Origin of the sequence: Bradyrhizobium sp. 613_E4_N2_2, from assembly GCF_052075995.1 — a bacterium.
GTDB classification, from domain to species: Bacteria; Pseudomonadota; Alphaproteobacteria; order Rhizobiales; family Xanthobacteraceae; genus Bradyrhizobium; species Bradyrhizobium barranii.
Map to the genome: position 1 here is coordinate 7,572,019 of NZ_CP197234.1, position 18,289 is coordinate 7,590,307.

The 18,289-nt window shown below is 65.1% G+C and carries 20 protein-coding genes; 11 read left to right on the plus strand and 9 right to left on the minus strand.

All coding sequences use genetic code 11. The features are described from left to right. Window position 1: 1 nt before the first annotated feature. From AB7290_RS35790 to AB7290_RS35800, 3 genes are read right to left on the minus strand one after another with little or no spacing between them, the layout of a single operon-like run. Window positions 2-733, minus strand: coding sequence for an amino acid ABC transporter ATP-binding protein (locus AB7290_RS35790; RefSeq protein ID WP_085403238.1), 732 nt, complete (start codon window positions 731-733; stop codon window positions 2-4). Beyond that, a complete protein-coding gene (locus tag AB7290_RS35795; RefSeq protein WP_014497665.1) occupies window positions 730-1,383 on the minus strand; it encodes an amino acid ABC transporter permease in 654 nt (217 codons plus the stop codon). Before AB7290_RS35795 ends, AB7290_RS35790 begins: the two co-directional genes overlap by 4 nt. Before the next feature lie 26 nt (window positions 1,384-1,409). Next, a complete protein-coding gene (locus AB7290_RS35800; protein ID WP_085403237.1) occupies window positions 1,410-2,168 on the minus strand; it encodes an ABC transporter substrate-binding protein in 759 nt (252 codons plus the stop codon). Window positions 2,169-2,347: 179 nt separating this feature from the next. Here AB7290_RS35800 and AB7290_RS35805 point away from each other — a divergent pair, with 179 nt between their 5' ends. Beyond that, window positions 2,348-2,989: a helix-turn-helix domain-containing protein gene (locus AB7290_RS35805; RefSeq protein WP_085403236.1), complete on the plus strand. Its 642-nt coding sequence runs from the start codon at window positions 2,348-2,350 to the stop codon at window positions 2,987-2,989. 266 nt (window positions 2,990-3,255) lie between these two features. On the opposite strand, the gene AB7290_RS35810 is transcribed toward AB7290_RS35805, so the two are convergent. Both AB7290_RS35810 and AB7290_RS35815 read right to left on the minus strand, forming a co-directional pair. Beyond that, window positions 3,256-4,521 carry a D-amino acid dehydrogenase gene (locus AB7290_RS35810; RefSeq protein ID WP_039146040.1) on the minus strand — a complete coding sequence of 422 codons (1,266 nt, stop codon included), beginning with the start codon at window positions 4,519-4,521 and terminating at the stop codon, window positions 3,256-3,258. 70 nt (window positions 4,522-4,591) lie between these two features. Then, the gene (locus AB7290_RS35815) at window positions 4,592-5,920 is read right to left on the minus strand and encodes an aspartate aminotransferase family protein (protein ID WP_085403317.1); all 1,329 of its coding nucleotides are present in this window, start codon (window positions 5,918-5,920) and stop codon (window positions 4,592-4,594) included. Between the two features lie 149 nt (window positions 5,921-6,069). Here AB7290_RS35815 and AB7290_RS35820 point away from each other — a divergent pair, with 149 nt between their 5' ends. Together AB7290_RS35820 and AB7290_RS35825 are read left to right on the plus strand one after the other, a co-directional pair. Next, complete coding sequence (locus AB7290_RS35820) at window positions 6,070-6,618, plus strand: cupin domain-containing protein (RefSeq protein ID WP_014497670.1); 549 nt, start codon at window positions 6,070-6,072, stop codon at window positions 6,616-6,618. A 147-nt stretch (window positions 6,619-6,765) separates the two neighbouring features. After that, the gene (locus tag AB7290_RS35825; RefSeq protein ID WP_166082130.1) at window positions 6,766-6,918 is read left to right on the plus strand and encodes a hypothetical protein; all 153 of its coding nucleotides are present in this window, start codon (window positions 6,766-6,768) and stop codon (window positions 6,916-6,918) included. A 43-nt stretch (window positions 6,919-6,961) separates the two neighbouring features. On the opposite strand, the gene AB7290_RS35830 is transcribed toward AB7290_RS35825, so the two are convergent. From AB7290_RS35830 to AB7290_RS35840, 3 genes are read right to left on the minus strand one after another with little or no spacing between them, the layout of a single operon-like run. After that, window positions 6,962-9,223: a xanthine dehydrogenase family protein molybdopterin-binding subunit gene (locus tag AB7290_RS35830; protein WP_085403235.1), complete on the minus strand. Its 2,262-nt coding sequence runs from the start codon at window positions 9,221-9,223 to the stop codon at window positions 6,962-6,964. Next, on the minus strand, window positions 9,216-10,271 hold the full coding sequence (locus tag AB7290_RS35835) for an FAD binding domain-containing protein (RefSeq protein WP_085403234.1): 1,056 nt from the start codon (window positions 10,269-10,271) through the stop codon (window positions 9,216-9,218). The genes AB7290_RS35830 and AB7290_RS35835 overlap by 8 nt, the downstream gene beginning before the upstream one ends. After that, on the minus strand, window positions 10,268-10,765 hold the full coding sequence (locus AB7290_RS35840; RefSeq protein ID WP_085403233.1) for a (2Fe-2S)-binding protein: 498 nt from the start codon (window positions 10,763-10,765) through the stop codon (window positions 10,268-10,270). The genes AB7290_RS35835 and AB7290_RS35840 overlap by 4 nt, the downstream gene beginning before the upstream one ends. Before the next feature lie 252 nt (window positions 10,766-11,017). On the opposite strand from AB7290_RS35840, the gene AB7290_RS35845 reads away from it, so the two are divergent. Continuing rightward, window positions 11,018-11,668, plus strand: coding sequence for a TetR/AcrR family transcriptional regulator (locus AB7290_RS35845; RefSeq protein ID WP_193560905.1), 651 nt, complete (start codon window positions 11,018-11,020; stop codon window positions 11,666-11,668). A gap of 65 nt (window positions 11,669-11,733) precedes the next feature. After that, window positions 11,734-12,141 carry a DUF4864 domain-containing protein gene (locus tag AB7290_RS35850; protein WP_085403231.1) on the plus strand — a complete coding sequence of 136 codons (408 nt, stop codon included), beginning with the start codon at window positions 11,734-11,736 and terminating at the stop codon, window positions 12,139-12,141. Here the strand turns inward: AB7290_RS35850 and AB7290_RS35855 are convergent. Further along, window positions 12,138-13,403, minus strand: a complete 1,266-nt coding sequence (locus AB7290_RS35855; RefSeq protein WP_071916413.1) for an MFS transporter — start codon at window positions 13,401-13,403, stop codon at window positions 12,138-12,140. The genes AB7290_RS35850 and AB7290_RS35855 overlap by 4 nt on opposite strands. Window positions 13,404-13,553: 150 nt before the next feature. Here AB7290_RS35855 and AB7290_RS35860 point away from each other — a divergent pair, with 150 nt between their 5' ends. The 6 genes from AB7290_RS35860 to AB7290_RS35885 all read left to right on the plus strand — a co-directional run bounded on the left by AB7290_RS35860 (window position 13,554) and on the right by AB7290_RS35885 (window position 17,939). Further along, window positions 13,554-13,991: a hypothetical protein gene (locus tag AB7290_RS35860; RefSeq protein ID WP_085403230.1), complete on the plus strand. Its 438-nt coding sequence runs from the start codon at window positions 13,554-13,556 to the stop codon at window positions 13,989-13,991. Between the two features lie 79 nt (window positions 13,992-14,070). Continuing rightward, window positions 14,071-14,355: a hypothetical protein gene (locus AB7290_RS35865; protein WP_085403229.1), complete on the plus strand. Its 285-nt coding sequence runs from the start codon at window positions 14,071-14,073 to the stop codon at window positions 14,353-14,355. Window positions 14,356-14,364: 9 nt separating this feature from the next. Then, window positions 14,365-15,789, plus strand: a complete 1,425-nt coding sequence (locus AB7290_RS35870) for a TolC family protein (protein ID WP_085403228.1) — start codon at window positions 14,365-14,367, stop codon at window positions 15,787-15,789. A gap of 13 nt (window positions 15,790-15,802) precedes the next feature. After that, the gene (locus AB7290_RS35875; RefSeq protein ID WP_085403316.1) at window positions 15,803-17,134 is read left to right on the plus strand and encodes a copper oxidase; all 1,332 of its coding nucleotides are present in this window, start codon (window positions 15,803-15,805) and stop codon (window positions 17,132-17,134) included. Between the two features lie 32 nt (window positions 17,135-17,166). Next, window positions 17,167-17,622 carry a cupredoxin domain-containing protein gene (locus tag AB7290_RS35880; protein ID WP_028149531.1) on the plus strand — a complete coding sequence of 152 codons (456 nt, stop codon included), beginning with the start codon at window positions 17,167-17,169 and terminating at the stop codon, window positions 17,620-17,622. 14 nt (window positions 17,623-17,636) lie between these two features. Continuing rightward, window positions 17,637-17,939 (plus strand): copper-binding protein, encoded by a 303-nt coding sequence (locus AB7290_RS35885; RefSeq protein ID WP_085403227.1) that lies wholly within the window; start codon window positions 17,637-17,639, stop codon window positions 17,937-17,939. The last annotated feature ends 350 nt before the right edge of the window (window positions 17,940-18,289 follow it).

Sequence of the window (18,289 nt, forward strand, 5' to 3'; positions counted from 1 at the left end):
ATCAGAGCGGATGTAGCACGCGGCGCAAAAAGTCCTGCGTGCGCGGGTGCTGGGGTTGATTGAGGACGGCCGTCGCCGCGCCCTGCTCGACGATGACGCCGCCGTCGATGAACAGCACGCGGTCGGCGACGTCGCGGGCAAAGCCCATCTCGTGGGTGACGACGACCATGGTCATGCCGTCATCGGCGAGCTTGCGCATCACGCCGAGCACGTCACCGACCAGTTCGGGATCGAGCGCCGAGGTCGGCTCGTCGAACAGGATCGCCTTTGGCTGCATCGCGAGTGCGCGCGCGATGGCGACGCGCTGCTGCTGGCCGCCGGAGAGCTGCGGCGGATGCGCATCGGCCTTTTCGGCGAGGCCCACCTGACCGAGCAGCGCGCGGCCGCGCTCGAGCACCTGCGCACGCGGCTCCTTCTTTACAAAGAGCGGGCCTTCGACGACGTTCTCCAGCACGGTCCGATGCGGGAACAGGTTGAAGCGCTGGAACACCATCGAGACCTGGGTGCGGACCTTCACGATGGAGGACGCATCGCGATCGACCTTCAGTCCCTCGACGTTGATCTCGCCGCGGTCGTAGCTTTCCAGCCCGTTGATACAGCGCAGGATCGTCGACTTGCCGGAGCCCGAAGGGCCAATGATGCAGACCACCTCGCCCTTCTGGACGGAGGCCGTGATGCCCTTGAGCACCTCGTTCTGGCCAAAGCTCTTGTGGACGTCGGTGAGCTCGATCATTTCTTGCCCGCCCGCTTCTCGAAGTGACGGACCAGCAGGATCAGCGGGATGCTCATGGTGAGATACATCAGCGCCACCAGCGTGAACACGTTGGTGTTCTTGAAGGTCGAGGACGCGATCAGCTTGCCTTGAAGGGCGAGCTCGGCGACCGTGATGGTCGAGGCCTGCGACGAATCCTTCAGCATCATGATCATGACGTTGCCGTAGGGCGGCAGCACGATGCGCACCGCCTGGGGCAACACCACGCGGCGCATGGTCAGCCACCAGCCCATGCCGATCGACTGCGCCGCCTCGATCTGGCCCTTGTCGATCGCCTCGATGCCCGCGCGGAAATTCTCGGCCTGGTAGGCCGAATAGGCGATGCCGAGCCCGAGGATCGCGGCCTGCAAGGCCGACAGCGTGACGCCGAGATCCGGCATCACGAAGTAGAGATAGAACAACAGCACGATGATCGGGATGCCGCGGATCACGTTGATCAGGCTGGCGCTGAGCATCGACAGCACCTTGATGCCGGAGACCCGCATCATCGCCCAGATCAGACCCAGCACCGTCGAGAGCAGCAGCGAGCCGATGGTGACGACGATCGTCAGCGCGACGCCGCTCATCAGGATCGGGAAGAATTCGACGGCGTCGTGCCAGAAGCCTTTCATCGGTTAGCCTTACCAGCCTCTGTCGATCAACCCTGCGCCTTCTGACCCCACTTCTCGAGGATCTTGTCGATGGTGCCGTTGGCCTTCAGCTTCGCCAGCGAGGCGTTGATCTTGCCGAGCAGCGCGGCCTCGCCCTTGCGGACGCCGATGCCGACCGAACCGACCGTGACGGGCTTGTAGCCGTCGACGAGACGCACCTCGGGGAAACCGCCCTGCTTCAGATTGTAGGCGAGGATCGGATAGTCGGCGTAGCCGGCCTTGAGGCGACCGGTGTTGACGTCGCGCAGGATGTCCGGGATGTTGTCGTAGGCCTTGACGTCGGCGAACAGGCCGGACTTCTTCAGCGCATCGACGAAGGCGGTGCCGACCTGGGCGCCGACCGTCTCGCCCTTCAGATCATCCTGCGTGGCATAGGCCTTGGTGTCGCTCTTCGGGACCACCAGGCCTTCGCCGTAGGTGTAGATCGGATCGGAGAAGTCGACGACCTCCTTGCGCGGCGCGGTGATGAACATCGCCGCCGCAATCATGTCGATCTTGCCCGATGTGAGCGACGGGATCAGCGCCGAGAACGCCATCGGCTCGATCTGCACGCTGAGGCCGGCGTCCTTGCCGATCTCGGTGACGATGTCGACCATGATGCCCTGGATGGTGTTGGTCTTGGTGTCGAGGAAGGTGAAGGGAATGCCTGTCGGCGTCGAGCCGACCTTCAACGCCTGCTGCGCCGAAGCCGGCATCACCGCTGCAATCGCGAGCGCCGCGACCGCGGCCAGACCAAAACGCTTCATCGCATCCCCCTTTGGGCTTGGCCGATGTCGGCGCTCGCGCATGTCGTGATCAGACGTTGCGGGCCAAGCCGTTTCGGCCTATTTTCACCAATATGAAAATTTGGTCACACTTTCGCGGGCGATGCAAGCGATTTTCATGCACATGAAGGAAGCGGTTTGACGTGAGCGGTGGCAAAAGAATGCGCAAACCGGCCGCCGCAAAGCCGGCGAAGGTGAAAGCCAAGGCTACCACCAAGCCGGCCGAGCCCGCGATGGATGTCGCGGTCGGCCGCCGTATCCGCGATCTCAGGCGTGTCAGACAATTCTCGCTCGAGACCGTCGCGGCGCGCACCGACCTGTCGATCGGCTTCCTCAGCCAGATCGAGCGCGGCCTGTCGTCGCCATCGCTGCGCGTGCTGGCAACGCTCTCCGACGTGCTCGGCGTCGGCATGGCCGCTTTGTTCGGTGCGAGCCCAAGTCCCGACGGCGCCTCCGGCCAGGTGGTGACGCGCGGGCTTCAGCGGCCGGAACTGAAACTCTGGCGCAGCGGAATTTCGAAGCAATTGCTGAGCGCTGCGGGCAGCGACAACCGGCTCAACCTGTTCCTGGTGCATATCGATCCCGGCGGCTCCGCGGGCGACGAACTCTATACCCATGACGGCGAGGAAGCCGGCCTCGTGCTCGAAGGCGAGATGATGCTGACGGTGGACAGCGAGACGTGGTCGCTGAAGACGGGCGACAGTTTTCGGTTCGCGAGCCGAAGGCCGCACCGGTTTTCCAATCCGGCACAGGATGCGAAGGCTGTGGTGCTGTGGGTGAATTGCGTGACAGGGGCGGGGTAGCTTCTTTTCGCGCCGCGAGCGCAATTCCAGTCCTGTCATCCTGAGGCGCTCGCGCAGCGAGCCTCGAAGGATGCACGGCTCCGATAGAGCCGGGCCGTCGCCCTTCGAGGCTCGCTGAAGAAGCGGCCACCTCAGGGTGACGGAGAGGGAGTGAGTGAGCGATGCCTCTCCACCGTCATTGCGAGCGCAGCGAAGCAATCCAGGCTGCCACCGCGGAAAGATACTGGATTGCTTCGCTGCGCTCGCAATGACGAGCAGATGGAGTCTTAGCCGAACCGATACTTGTACCGGTCCACCGTCAGCGCGCTCACATCGACCTCCGGCTTCTTGCCCGACAGCATGTCCGCGAGCACGCGGCCGGAGCCGCAGGACATGGTCCAGCCGAGCGTGCCATGGCCGGTGTTGAGGTGGAGGTTGCCGTATTGCGTCGGGCCGATCACCGGCGGGCCGTCCGGCGTCATCGGACGCAGGCCGCTCCAGAACGTCGCCTTGGAGAGATCGCCGCCGCGCGGGAACAGATCGGTCAGCGAGTGATCGAGCGTGGCGCGGCGGGCGTCGTAGAGCTGGCTCGAATAGCCGGAGATCTCGGCGGTGCCGCCGACGCGGATGCGATTGCCGAGGCGGGTGATCGCGACCTTGTAGCTCTCGTCCATCACAGTCGATTCCGGCGCGCCGGAGGCGTCCTTGATCGGCACCGTGATCGAATAGCCCTTCACCGGATAGACCGGCAATGAGATGCCAAGCGGTGCAACGAGCCGCGACGACCAGCTTCCGAGCGCGAGAACGTAGGCATCGGCCTGCAACGTGCCCGCACTGGTCACGACACCACTGACGCGCGCGCCATCCGTGACGATGCGGTCGATGCCGGTGTTGAACATGAAGCGAACGCCGAGCGCTTCGGCATGCTTGGCCAGCGCCTGCGTGAACATGTGGCAGTCGCCGGTCTCGTCCTGCGGCAAGCGAAGCCCGCCGGCGAACTTCTCCTTCACGGCGGCGAGCGCCGGCTCGACCGCGATGCAGCCCTCCCGGCTCAACACCTCGAAAGGAACGCCATACTGCTTGAGCACGGCGATGTCCTCACCGGTGCCATCGAGCTGCGCCTGGTGACGGAACAGCTGCAGCGTGCCCTGTGAACGCTCGTCATACTGGATGCCGATGTCGCGGCGCAGGTCGCGCAGGCAATCGCGGCTGTATTCCGCGATCGGGATCATCCGGCTCTTGTTGACCGCGTAACGCGCGCTGGTGCAGTTGCGCAGCATCTTGGACAGCCAGACCCACATCACAGGGTCGAGCTTCGGCCGGATCACCAGCGGGCCATGCTTCATCAGCAGCCATTTGATCGCCTTCACCGGCACCCCGGGGCCGGCCCAGGGCGACGAATAGCCGGGCGACACCTCGCCCGCGTTGGCGAAAGAGGTCTCCAGCGCCGGCTCGGGCTGACGGTCGACGACCGTCACCTCATGTCCGGCACGCGCAAGGTAGTAGGCAGAGGTGACACCGATGACACCGCTGCCGAGGATCAGAACTTTCACGCTTCGTCAAACTCCCGCGGCATCACGCTCGCCGCTGCAAGAACAAACTCCGCAACGGCGAGAGCAATTATCAGGCCACCCGCTTGATGGCGTCGCCGAGGATCGAGACCATATCGTCGATATGGCTCTTCTCGACGATGAGGGGCGGCGACAGCGCGAAGCTATCGCCGCTCATGCGGAAGTACAGACCGCGATTGAAGCAATCGACCATGACGTCGTAACCACGCGCGCCGACCGCACCGTCACGCGACGACAGCTCGACAGCGCCCATCAGGCCGCAATTGCGGATGTCGACGACGTTCGGCAGGCCCTTCAGCGAATGCAGCGCATCGCCCCAGTACCCGGCGATCGACGCACCGCGCGTGAGCAGACCCTCGTCCTTGTAGATGTCGAGCGTCGCGATGCCGGCGGCACAGGCGGTCGGATGCGCGGAATAGGTGTAGCCGTGGAACAGCTCCATCTGGTTCTCCGGGCCGACCATCAGGCCGTCGTGAACCTTGCGGCTCGCGAACACCGCGCCGCAGGGAATGGTGCCGTTGGTGATGCCCTTGGCCGTCGTCATCAGGTCCGGCGTGACGCCGAAGAAGTCGGCGGCGAACGGCGTGCCGAGGCGGCCGAAGCCGGTGATGACCTCGTCGAAGATGAGCAGGATGCCGTGCTTGTCGCAGATCTCGCGCAGACGCTTAAGATAGCCCTTCGGCGGCGGCAGCACCGCGGTCGAGCCCGGCACCGGCTCTACGATGACGGCGGCGATCGTCTCGGCGCCATGCAGGCCGACCAGACGCTCGAGATCGTCGGCGAGCTCGGCGCCATGCTCAGGCTGGTCCTTGGCGAAGGCGTTGCGGGTGAGATCGTGGGTGTGGCGGATGTGGTCGACGCCCGGCAGGTGGGTCGCAAACGCGCGGCGATTGGCGACCATGCCGCCGACCGACATGCCGCCGAAGCCGACGCCGTGATAGCCGCGCTCGCGGCCGATCAGACGGGTGCGGCTCGCCTGGCCGTTGGCGCGGTGATAGGCGAGCGCGATCTTCAGCGCAGTGTCGACCGACTCGGAGCCGGAGTTGGTGAAGAAGATGCGGTCGAGGCCCTTCGGCGCGATCTCGGCGAGACGCTCGGCGAAGTCGAATGCCAGCGGATGGCCCATCTGGAACGACGGCGCGAAGTCCAGCGTCATCAGCTGGCGCTCGACCGCGGCGGCGATCTGCTTGCGGCCGTGGCCGGCATTGACGCACCAGAGGCCGGCGGAGCCGTCGATCACCTTGCGGCCGTCGACGGTGGTGTAGTGCATGCCCTCGGCCGAGGAGAACAGGCGCGGCGCCTTCTTGAACTGACGGTTGGCCGTGAACGGCATCCAGAACGAGTCGGTCTTGATAGTGTTCGGAATCTGATGAAGGGTCACGGGCCACGCTCCTTTGCTGACCGGATAGCAGAGGCACGGCTTCGGAAGCGCAACAAGTCCTTTTCTGGTCACCTGCAAGCCATTGATTTCACTGGGGCTGCCGGTCCATATTTGCGCGATCCGCAACACCTGCAACAGGGACCAGGGGCATGAGCGTCGACATCGGTGGACGGCTGCGATTCATCCGGGCGCACCACAAGCTGTCGCAGCGCGAGCTCGCCAAGCGCGCCGGGGTCACCAATTCGACGATCTCGCTGATCGAATCCAACCAGATGAACCCGTCGGTCGGCGCGCTCAAGCGCATCCTCGACGGCATCCCGATGGGGCTCGCCGAGTTCTTCGCGCTGGAGCCGGAGTCGCGGCGCAAGATCTTCTACCGTGCGGAGGAGCTGACCGAGGTCGGCAAGAAGCCGATCTCGTATCGCCAGATCGGCGACAATCTGTTCGGCCGCAGCCTGCAGATCCTGAAGGAGCGCTACGAGCCCGGCAGCGACACCGGGCGCGTTCACCTCGTCCATGACGGCGAGGAAGGCGGCATCGTGATCTCGGGCAAGCTCGAAGTCACCGTCGAGGACGAGCGCCGCATCCTCAATCCCGGCGATGCCTACTACTTCGAGAGCCGTCGCCCGCATCGCTTCCGCTGCGTCGGCGGCAAGCCGTGCGAAGTGATCTCGGCCTGCACGCCGCCGACGTTTTGAGGCGCATCGACATTATCCGGAATCTTACGGAGTGCCCCGGTGTCTTACGGAGCTTGAGGCATCTCAAATTCCGCGCGTCGATCCTCTATATGTTGCGAACCCAAGCCGAGGAAACATTCCGGCGCCGCTTCATAACTGGGCTCGAAGATGAAGATCACGCTCGCCAATGCAGAGGCTGCGCTCGATGAAGTGCAGCGCGACACCGACAAGCTCCATTCGCAGGAGCTGCGTAAGGCTATTGCCGACTACATCGAGACGCAGCGAGAAGCGCTGAAGGCGCTCCGCAAGAAACTGCATTAGCAGGACGCGGCGGAACGAGAAGATCTCGTCCCGCCTTTTTGCCTCAACGCTGGGTCAGCAACTCCTCGATCTTGATCGGGAAACGACGCACCCGCACGCCGGTCGCATGCCACACCGCGTTGGCGACCGCGCCGGCGCTGCCGGTAATGCCGATCTCCCCGACGCCCTTGATGCCGAGCGCATTCACATGCGGATCGTGCTCCTCGACCGTGATCACGTCGAGCGGCGGCACGTCCGCATTCACGGGGATGTGGTACTCGCCGAGATTGGCATTCATGATCCGGCCGCTGCGGCGGTCGGTGATGGCTTCCTCATGCAGCGCGAAGGACATGCCCCAGATCATGCCGCCGAACAGCTGGCTCTTCACCAGGTGCGGATTGACGATGCGCCCAGCCGCGAAAGCGCCGACCATGCGGGTGACACGGACCTGGCCGAGTTCGGGATCGACCTTCACCTCCGCGAACACCGCGCCATGGGCGTGCATCGCATACTCCTCCATCGCCGCAGGATTTGGCGCACCGGTGCCGCGGGCCTCGATCTCGGCAACGCCCGCACGGGCGAGGATCTCGACGTAGCTCTCGCCGCGGCTCTCGTCGTCGCGCCGGATCAGCCTGCCGTCGCGCGCGATCACGCCGGCATTGCCGGCGCCGAACAGCGGCGAGCGCTCGTCACTGGTGGCGAGATCGGCGAGCTTTGCGACCACGGCCGCACCGGCGCTATGGATCGCAGCACCCGCGGTCGCGGTGTGCGCCGAACCACCGGCAATGCCGGCGTCGGGCAAGTCGGATGAACCAGCCTTGAACTCGACACGGTCGATGTCGAGCCCGAGTTCGTCGGCCGCGATCTGGGCGAGTGCCGTCCAGGCGCCCTGCCCCATGTCATGCGCGCCGATTTCCATCGCGCCGGAGCCGTCGCGGCGGATGACCGCGCGCGCTTCGGCCTGGAACATCAGCGCTGGGAAAGTCGCCGTGCCCATGCCCCAGCCGACGAGAAGGCCGGCATCATCACGCATCTGCCGGGGCTGGAGCGAACGCTTCGACCAGCCGAAGCGCGCCGCGCCCTGCTCGTAGCAAGCACGCAGCGCCTTGGACGAAAACGGCTTGCCAGTGATCGGCTCGACCTCGGCGTAGTTCTTCAGGCGGAAAGCCAGCGGATCGATGCCGCACGCCCAGGCCATTTCGTCGATCGCGCTTTCGAGCGCGATCGAGCCGGTGGCCTCGCCGGGCGCACGCATGAACAGCGGTGTACCGGTGTTGACGCGCACGGCGTCATGCGAGGTGCGGATTGATGGGCTGGCATAGAGTGTATGCGAGGCGTCCGCCGCGGGCTCGTAGAAATCGTCGAACGTGCTCGACACGGTCCGGGCGTGATGATCGAGCGCAGTCAGGCGCCCTTCGCCGTCCGTGCCAATGCGCAGCCGCTGACGCGTCGGTGCACGGTGACCGACCGGGCCGTACATCTGCTCACGGCGCAGTACCAGCTTGACCGGCTTGCCGACCAGCTTTGCGGCCATGATGCCGAGGACCGGCGGACCGGCCATCAGCCCCTTCGAGCCAAAGCCACCGCCGAGGAACGGGCTGCGGATGTGGATCTTGTCATGCGCGATGCCGAACAACTCTGCCACGCGCGCAAGCGACAGCATCAGACCCTGGGTCGGCATGTCGATCTGCAAATTGTCGCCATTCCATGCGGCCACTATCGCATGCGGCTCCATCGCGTTGTGATATTGCGGCGGCGTTTCGTAAAGCGCGTCGATCTGCTTCTCGGCCTCGGCAAGGCCGGCCTCGACATCGCCGAGGTGATTTTCGGTGGGGTTGCCGACGCCGACGACCGGCGGCACGTAACTCTCGCCGGCATCGAGACCGACCAGCGCAGGCAGCGTCTCGTAGCGCGGCGCCAGCAGCACCGCGCCTTCAGTCGCGGCCTCCAGCGTCTCGGCGATCACGACGGCGATGGGCTGGTTGGCGTAGCGGACCTCATTGCTCTGCAAGACCTCCATCCGGAACACGAACGGATTGGTTTTGATTTCAGGGTCGATCGCAAGCTGTGGCTTGTGGTCTGGTGTCATGACGTCGACGACGCCGGGATGGCGTTTTGCGGCGGCGACATCGAGCGAGGTGACGCGGCCATGCGCGATGCTGGCGACCGCCATCACGGCAAGCAGCATGCCGGGCGGATGATTGTCGGCGGCGTAGGTCGCCTGCCCCTTGACCTTGAGGACGCCGTCGCGGCGGGTCAGCGGCTGACCGATGTTCGAGCCGTGGCGCAGATGGGCGGGAGAGCTGGACAGATTAAGCTCAGGCATGGATGGCTCCGGACGTCGAGGCAAAGGGAGAGGCCGGCAGCGCGGGGATGCGCGCGGGCGTACCGGCGGCGGCAAGGGTCAGCGCGCGCACGACGATGCGGCGTGCGAGCTCGATCTTGAAGGCGTTGTCGCCGGACGGCTTTGCGTCGGTAAGCGCGCGCCAGGCGGCTTCCTGAAAAGCGTCGCTCGTCGGCGCGACGCCCTTGAGCACATCTTCCGCGGCGCGGGCACGCCAGGGCTTTGCGGCGACGCCGCCGAGCGCCAGCCGCGCCTCCGCGATCTTGCCGTTCTCGATCCGCAACGCAGCCGCGGTCGAGACCACGGCGAACGCGTAAGACGTGCGCTCGCGAACTTTCAGATAGCGCGCATGTGCGGCAAAGCTGCGTGCGGCAGGCGGCAGGCGCACCGCGACGATGAGGTCGCCGGGTTCGAGCGCCGTTTCACGCTCGGGCGTATTGCCCGGCAGGCGATGTAGCGCGTCGAGCGCGATCTCGCGGCGGCCGTTCCTGCCCTCGATCTCGACGACGGCATCGAGCGCGACCAGAGGTACACAGAAGTCCGACGGATGCGTGGCGATACAGCTCTCGCTCCAGCCGAGCACGGCATGCGTGCGGTTCTCGCCCTCGCGCGCGTCGCAGCCAGAGCCCGCCTCGCGCTTGTTGCAGCGGCTGGCGGTGTCGTAGAAATAGGCGCAGCGCGTCCGCTGCAGCAGATTGCCGCCGACGGTCGCGGCATTGCGCAGTTGCGCGGACGCACCGGAGAGCAGCGCCTCAGCAACGGCCGGGTAGGACTTCGCGAAGTTTGCGTCATGCGCGAGATCGGCGTTGCTCACCAGCGCGCCGATGCGCAACGATCCGTCGGCGAGAGTCTCGATCTGATCGAGTCCGTCGAGATGCGTGACATCGACCAGCCGATCCGGTCGGCTGACGCCGCCCTTCATCAGATCGAGCAGATTGGTGCCGGCGGCGAGATAGGCAGTGCCCGGCTTAGCGGCCGCCGCAACGGCCTCGGCCACTGTGGCCGGCCTGATATAATCGAACGGTTTCATGCGGAGCGCCTCTGATTGGATTCGTCCGTGCCGGCCTGGGCTTCCAGCACGGCATCGACGATGCCGGCATAAGCGCCGCAGCGGCAGAGATTGCCGCTCATGCATTCGCGGATGCGCTCGGGATCGTTGCCGGCCTGCGCCTCTTGCATCATGCCGATCGCGCTCATGATCTGGCCGGGCGTGCAGAAGCCGCACTGAAAGCCGTCATGTGCGATGAAGGCCGCCTGCACGGGATGAAGCTGGTCGCCGCGCGCGACGCCTTCGATGGTGAGGATGTCGGCGCCGTCATGGCTGATGGCCAGAGCAAGACAGGAGTTGATGCGCTTGCCGTCGACGAGAATGGTGCAGGCGCCGCACTGGCCGCGATCGCATCCCTTCTTGGTTCCGGTCAGATGGAGGCGCTCACGCAGGAGATCGAGCAGCGTGACGCGCGTATCGTCGAGGACGAAGTCGCGCCGCGCACCGTTCACGGTGAGGCTGATGGAGTGGTTCATACAAGGCTCCGATCAGATATGGACATGAGTCATCGGCCAGCGCGCCACCTCCGTGGCCGCTGTCGATATGCGTTGGCCAGGCGGAACCCAGCCAACATCTCAAGGAAGATACGGAGGCACCCTCCGCTTAACAAGGGTCGCCGAAAAATATTTGGAATTCGTCAAAAGCCCATGCGCAGACAACGCGATGCAGCCTTGCAAGGGTTCATTGCGAGGGTTCAATCTAACCAATTCGTGATCTACATTACCGTCATGGACGACCAGACCGACCAGATTCGGAAGCCCCGCGCCGATGCCGTGCGCAATCGCGAGCGCGTGCTCGAGGCGGCGAAAATCGTGTTCAACGCGGGCGGTCCCGAGGCAAGCCTGGAAGCCGTCGCAAAACGCGCCGGGGTCGGTATCGGCACGCTCTATCGGCATTTTCCAACTCGCGAGGATTTGTTCGAGGCGGTGTACCGGCGCGAGGTCGAGCAGCTCAGCGAGCTCGCTGAGCAATTGAAGAACGCCAAGGACCCGGTCGACGCGCTGCGGCGCTGGCTGCGCTCCAATGTCGAATTCGTTGCCACAAAAAAGGGCATGTCGGCCGCGCTGGCGCTGACGTTCCAGAGCTCGTCGGAACTCGCGGCGTTCTCGATGGACCGGCTCACCAAGGCGATCGGCTCGCTGCTCGACCGCGCGGTCGCGGCCGGCCAGATGCGCGGCGATGTCAGCCCGGAGGATCTGCTCAGGGCACTCGTTGGCATGTGTTACATGCACGACCAGCCGGGCTGGCAATCCTCGGTGCTGCGCATGCTCGACGTGTTCGTGGACGGGCTGCGGGTGCAGCCGGCCGGCAAGTCCGGCACCAAGGCCAAGGCGCGTGCCGCCAAGCCCGCAAAGCCCGCGGTGAAACGGAAGCGATAGCACGCCGTATTTCGCTGAGGGCGTGCTAGGATTGGCATCGCCGGGATTTCAACGCGGAGCCTGTCATGCGCATCGCCACCTTGCTCGTCGCCCTTATGATTATCCTTGGTGCCGCTCCAGCATGCGCCGCCGACGTTACTGCGGCACAGGGCGTGATCCGCGCCCAGGAGCAGGCTTTCGCGCGCGACGATGCGGCCGCGGCCTATTCCCACGCCGCGCCGGCGATCAGGGAAATCTTCCCCGCCCCTGACATCTTCATGTCCATGGTGCAAAACGGCTACGCGCCGGTCTACCGGCACAAGAGCTTTGAGTTTGGCGAGAGCAGGAGCGAAGGCAACTGGATCTCCCAGCACGTCCACATCATCGACGCCAACGGCGAAGCCTGGGAAGCGCTCTACACACTCGAGCAGCAGGCGGACGGCAGCTACAAGATCACCGGTTGCTCGCTGCTGAAGGTGGGACGAGAAGTCTAGGTCGCAAAACCCGGTCCCGTCTTGACCGCGTTCATTCGCGACCGGATCAGCAGCGTCAGCACGATGCCGACATTGAGGGCATTCCACGCCACGCCGTTCGCGAACGCCGCAGCGTAGGAGCCCGTCGCGTCGAAGATGACGCCCGACACCCAGCCGCCGAAGGACATGCCGAACACCGAGGCGAAGATCACGATGCCGACGCGGGTTGCCGCCTCGCTCGCCGGCATCGCCTCGCGCACGATGATGGCGTAGCTCGGCACGATGCCGCCCTGAAACAGGCCGAACATCGCGGAGATCAGATAGAGCGAAGTCAGGCTGTCGAAAAACAGATAGAACACCAGCGCAAAGCCCTGCGCCAGCGATCCGACCAGCAGCGTGCGGATGCCGCCGATCTTGTCGGCAAGGTAACCCGAGCCGATGCGGCTGACGATGCCGCAGGCCATCATCAGCGACAGCATCTCGGCGCCACGCGCCACGCCGTAACCGAGATCGCCGCAATAGGCGACGATGTGCACCTGCGGCATCGCCATGGCGACGCAGCAGGAGATGCTGGCGATCGAGAGCAGCACGGTCAGCGTGTTGGTCGAAAGCTTGAGATCGACCTGCGGCGGCCGCGCATTGGCGTGATTGCGGACCTTGTCGTCGCCCATCTGTGCGCGCAGGACCAGCACCAGGATCGTCATCAAAACCACGCAAACGAGGGCGATGCCGATATGCGTGGTGCGCCAGCCGATCGTCTGCATGCCCTCGCTGATGAGCGGCGGCCACATCGTGCCCGCGACGTAATTGCCGCTCGCGACGATGGTCACGGCAAGTCCGCGATAGCGCTCGAACCAGTGCGAGGCCTCCGCCATCAGAGGCGCGAAGGTCGCCGAGGTGCCGAGCCCGATCAGGAAATAGGCCGCGACGAACTGCCAGAGCTGGGTCGAGAGCCCCGCCAGCACGTTGGCAACGCCAATGAAAGCGATGCTGATCGCCATCGCCGGCACGATGCCGAACTTGTCGGTGATCTTGCCGGCGATCACGCCGCCGAGGCCGAAGCCGAACATCATCAGCGTGAAGGCCAGCGACACCGCTGCTCGCGTGGCGGCGAACTCGGTCTGCACGACGGGAATCACCACGACGACCGCCCACATGCCGACGCCGCCGATCGAACCGATCAGCAGCGCAAGCAACAGCCGCACCCAAGCCTGACGCGAATCAGGGGTGAATGAGGCCGGTCTCTGTCCTGGAAGATTTGGCGCGTGCACAGGCCGGACCATGTTCGCTGACCGCCTTGGGGTCAAGCATCGTGCCGCGATATTGGGCATGCGCGGTGCACTGCGGTAAGAAGATGCTTGGCGAAGCCGCGCTTTGCCATTAGTTTGCAATCTGCGTGTGCAACATTGCCGCGCGAGGAGCCTATCGGCGGAATGCTGTTGCGATTGACGCGATCGATGCGGATCAGGGTGGGGCGGATCATCGCCCTCGCCTATCTGTTCTGCGTGCTCGCGCCGGCAGCAGCCCTCGCCTGGGGCAGCGGCCCGGCGCCGTGCCTCGACGACGCGCTCCTCGCCGATCTCGTGCCGGTGCATCACGAGATGCAGGCCGGCCACGTGCATGACGGTGTGTCGCATGACCACGCAGGCCTGCACGCGCATCACCAGGCTGCCGCACAGGATGCGCCAGCCCAACATCACCATGACGGCAAGGCTGGCCCGTGCTGCGCGATGATGTGCGTGAGCGCCCTGCCGGCCGACCTGCCCGGCATCGCCAAGCCGCTGCAGCCGATTTCCGCCTGCGCGCCCGAGATCGTGGTCAGCCTGCACAGCGCGGCGCCGCCTCAGCGCTACCGCCCTCCCATCGCCTGATCTGACGCGACGACGTCAGGACCGCACGCGCATCCGCGCGCGCGAACCTGTGGTCTCTACGACAGATCAGGGATGACTCATGCTTACGCTTTCCGGGGCGAAGTTCGCCGCCGCATCCGCGGCGCGTGGACGACACTTTCGATTCAATTGGCCGCTGCTGGCCGCAATCGCATTGATATTGTCCGGCTGCATGCCGGCAACTGTGCCCGTGGCCGGCGCCGATCCTGCCGATCCGGCGGCGAAGGTCGCGCGCGTCGGCTATCGATCGACGATTGCGCCCTATACCAGCCTGCGGCCCGCGACGCCGGGGCCATGGCGCGACCGCAACGACGCTGTCGCACCGCAGCCGAAGCAAGACCGGTAGGGGCGCGCCATGACGCATCATTTTGCGCGGGGCCTGCTCGTGCTCACTGCGCTGGGACTCTCCGGCTGCATGGCATTCTCGCCGGACGGAGGCATGACGACGGTCTCGGAGCTCACCAGCCAGACCATCAACAAGGACGTCGCCTTCGTGCGAACGGCCGAAGGCGCGGAGGCCGTCAACGCGACCGTCCGCCGCTTGCTGGCACGCACGCTGACCACTGAGACGGCCGTGCAGATCGCGCTGCTCAACAACAAGGGATTGCAAGCGACCTATAACGAGCTGGCGCTGGCCGAGACCGAGTTGGTCGAGCAGAGCCTGCCGCCCAATCCTGTGTTCTCGATCTCGCGCATCGCAGGCAATGGCGCGAGCGAGATAGAGCGTCAGGTAGTTGGCGACATCCTCGCGCTGGCCACCCTGCCGTTCCGCTCCGACATCGCCCGCGACCGTTTCCGTCAGGCGCAATTGCGCGCGGCGTTGGCGACGCTGCGGCTGGCCGCGGATGTCCGGCGCGCCTATGTCCGCGCAGTCGCCGGCAACGAAATGGTGGCGCTGCTCACCGACGCGAAGGCGACGGCGGAATCGACGGCGCAGCTCGCGGTCAAACTCGGCGACACCGGTTCGATCAACAAGCTCGACCAGGCCCGCGAGCAGGTGTTTTATGCCGAGACCACGGCCGACCTCGCCACCGCGCGGCAGGCGGCAACGAGCGCGCGCGAAAGGCTCGCGCGCCTGATGGGGCTGTGGGACGGCGGCCTCGACTTCCGTCTGCCCGATCAACTGCCGCCGCTGCCGCGCCGGCCGCAGGCACTGCCCTCGATCGAGGCCGATGCGGTGGCCCATCGCATCGATCTTCAGATCGCGCGGCTGGAGCTGACGGCGCTGGCAAAGTCACTCAACCTCACCGAGGCGACGCGCTTCGTCACGCTGCTCGACCTCGCCGGTATCTCCCGCCGCACCCAGGATCCCGAGGGCCCGCCGTTCCGCGAACGTGGTTTTGACGTGCAGTTCCAGATCCCGATCTTCGACGGCGGCGAGGTGCGGGTGCGGCAAGCGGCGGAGACCTACAATCTCGCCTTCAACCGCCTGACCGAGCGCGCCGTCAACGTTCGCTCCGAGGCGCGCGATGCTTATCGCGCCTATCGCTCCAGCTACGACATCGCCAGCCATTATCAGCGCGAGATCCTGCCCCTGCGCAAGATCATCACCGAGGAGATGCAGCTGCGCTTCTCCAGCATGCAGGTCGATATTTTCGCGCTGCTCACCGAAGCGCGGCAGCGCCTGGCGTCGCTGCGCGGCGCGATCGATGCCAAGCAAAAACTCTTCCTCGCCCAGTCCGACCTCCAGACTGCCGTCAACGGCGGCGGCGCACCTGCGTCGGGCGGCGACACTTCAACCACCATCGCCGCGGCAGCGCCTGCCGATGGCGGTCACTGAGATGGAGGCCAACATGTATTCCCGCCGAGGATTTTTGGGCACCGCCGCGCTTGCCAGCGCGTCAGCCGTCAGCGGCCGTGTGCAGGCCGCGTCCATTCCGGAAGCGCCTCACATGGACAAGGTGGTGATGCAGCCGCCGCTGCATCCGATCAGCGGCCCGGACTACCGCCCCGTGGTCACGCTGAACGGCTGGTCACTGCCGTTCCGCATGAACGGCGACTGGAAGGAATTCCATCTCGTCGCCGAACCCGTGGTGCGCGAGTTCGCCGAAGGCATGAAAGTGAATCTGTGGGGCTATAACGGCCAGTCACCGGGCCCGACCATCGAGGCGGTCGAAGGCGACAAGATTCGTGTCTTCGTCACCAACAGGCTGCCCGAATACACCACCGTGCACTGGCACGGCATGATCATTCCCAGCGGCATGGACGGTGTCGGCGGACTGACGCAGCCGCACATCCAGCCGGGAAAAACCTTCGTCTACGAGTTCGAGATGAAGAAGAGCGGGACCTTCATGTACCACCCGCATTCCGACGAGATGGTGCAGATGGCGATGGGCATGATGGGCATGGTCGTCGTGCATCCGCGCGATCAAAGCTTCCGGCCCGTCGACCGCGACTTCGTCTTCGTGATGAGCACCTATCGCGTCGATCCCGGCACATACCTGCCGCAGGTCAACGAGATGACCGACTTCAACATGTGGACCTGGAATTCGCGGGTGTTTCCCGGCATCGATCCCTTGCCGGTCAGGCTCGGCGACAAGGTGCGCGTGCGCATCGGCAATCTCAGCATGACCAACCATCCGATCCATCTGCACGGCCACAGCTTTGCGGTGACCTGCACCGATGGCGGCTGGATTCCGGAGAGCGCGCAATATCTGGAGACGACCACCGATGTACCCGTGGGCGCGGTGCGGGTGTTCGACGTGCTCGCCGACAATCCCGGCGACTGGGCGTTCCACTGCCACAAGTCGCACCACACCATGAACGCGATGGGGCACGAGGTGCGCAATCTGATTGGCGTGTCGCGCAAGGACCTCGCCAGGGCCGTCGGCAAGCTCGCGCCCGATGCCATGGCGATGGGTTCGACCGGCATGGCCATGGGCAACATGGAGATGCCCGCGCCCGACAACACGCTGCCGATGATGACCGGCACCGGTCAGTTCGGGCCGATCGAGATGGGCGGCATGTTCACGGTGATGAAGATCCGCGACGACCTCGCGCGCGACGATTACCGCGATCCCGGCCCCTACCAATTCCCGCAAGGCACCGTCGCCTACGAGGTCACGCCGCCGTCCGCCGAGCCGGCGCGGCAGCAAGGCGCGCCGATGAAGAACATGAAGATGTGAGCGTTTCGATGAACCACCAACTGGAGAACAAGATGAAGAAGACGATCAAACTCGGACTTGCGCTGGCTGCGCTTTCGACCGCACCGGCGTTTGCCCACGACCAGCACGGGCACGGGACCTTTTCGGCCGGCGAGCCCGGCGATCCCAGGAAGCCCGCGCGCACGATCGAGATCCTGCTGAACGAGATGGACTACGCGCCCGCCAGGATCGAGGTCAAACGCGGCGAGCAGATTCGTTTCGTGCTGCGCAATGTCGGCAAGGAGGACCATGAATTCCTGCTCGCCACGACGAAGGAGAATCTCGCGCATGCCGTGGAGATGAAGAAGCATCCGCACATGGAGCACGACGATCCCAACGGTGTCCGGCTCGCACCGAACAAGACGGCCGAGATCCTCTGGAAGTTCAGCAAGGCCGGCACGTTCGAATTCTCCTGCCTGATTCCCGACCACCGCGACTACGGCATGGTCGGCCACGTCACCGTGAAGTAACAAGGAAGACTCCCATGAACCGCACCATCCGTATCGCCGCAGCGCTGGCGCTGACCGTCGGCCTTGCCGCCGAAGCCTTCGCGGCCCAGGGCGCCGCGATCAGCGGCGAGGTCAAGAAGATCGACGAAGGCGCCGGCAAGATCACGCTCAAGCACGGACCGGCGAAAAGCCTCGGCATGGATGAGCCCATGACCATGGTCTATCGCGTCAAGGACCCCGCTTTGCTCAAGCAGGTGAAGGTCGGCGACAAGGTGACCTTCGAGGCCGAGGAGGCGGCCTCGGGGTATACGGTAACGACGATGCAGAAGGCGCAGTAGGGCTACGTCCTCCGCAGCTGATTTCGGCGCCAAACGCTTCCACAACGTCATGGCCGGGCTCGTCCCGGCCATCCACGGCTTGGGCGCGACATGAAGAACGTGGGGATCCCCGGGCCTTCGCCGCGCCGAAGCGGCTTGGGCCGCGCAGGCGGGACAAGCCCGGGCATGACGACTTCGTCCCTGCCAGGTGCCCGAAACACCCCGGTCTGACCTCCTGCCGCACCCTCCGTTAACCCTTTGCTAACCATACACCCGGCAAGAATTGCCGAGTGAAGTCGAGTGTCGTCAGCCGCGTAGAACGGGAGGTTCCCCGTGGACGCCAGTGCGGTGCCTCACTTTCGAAACGGCGG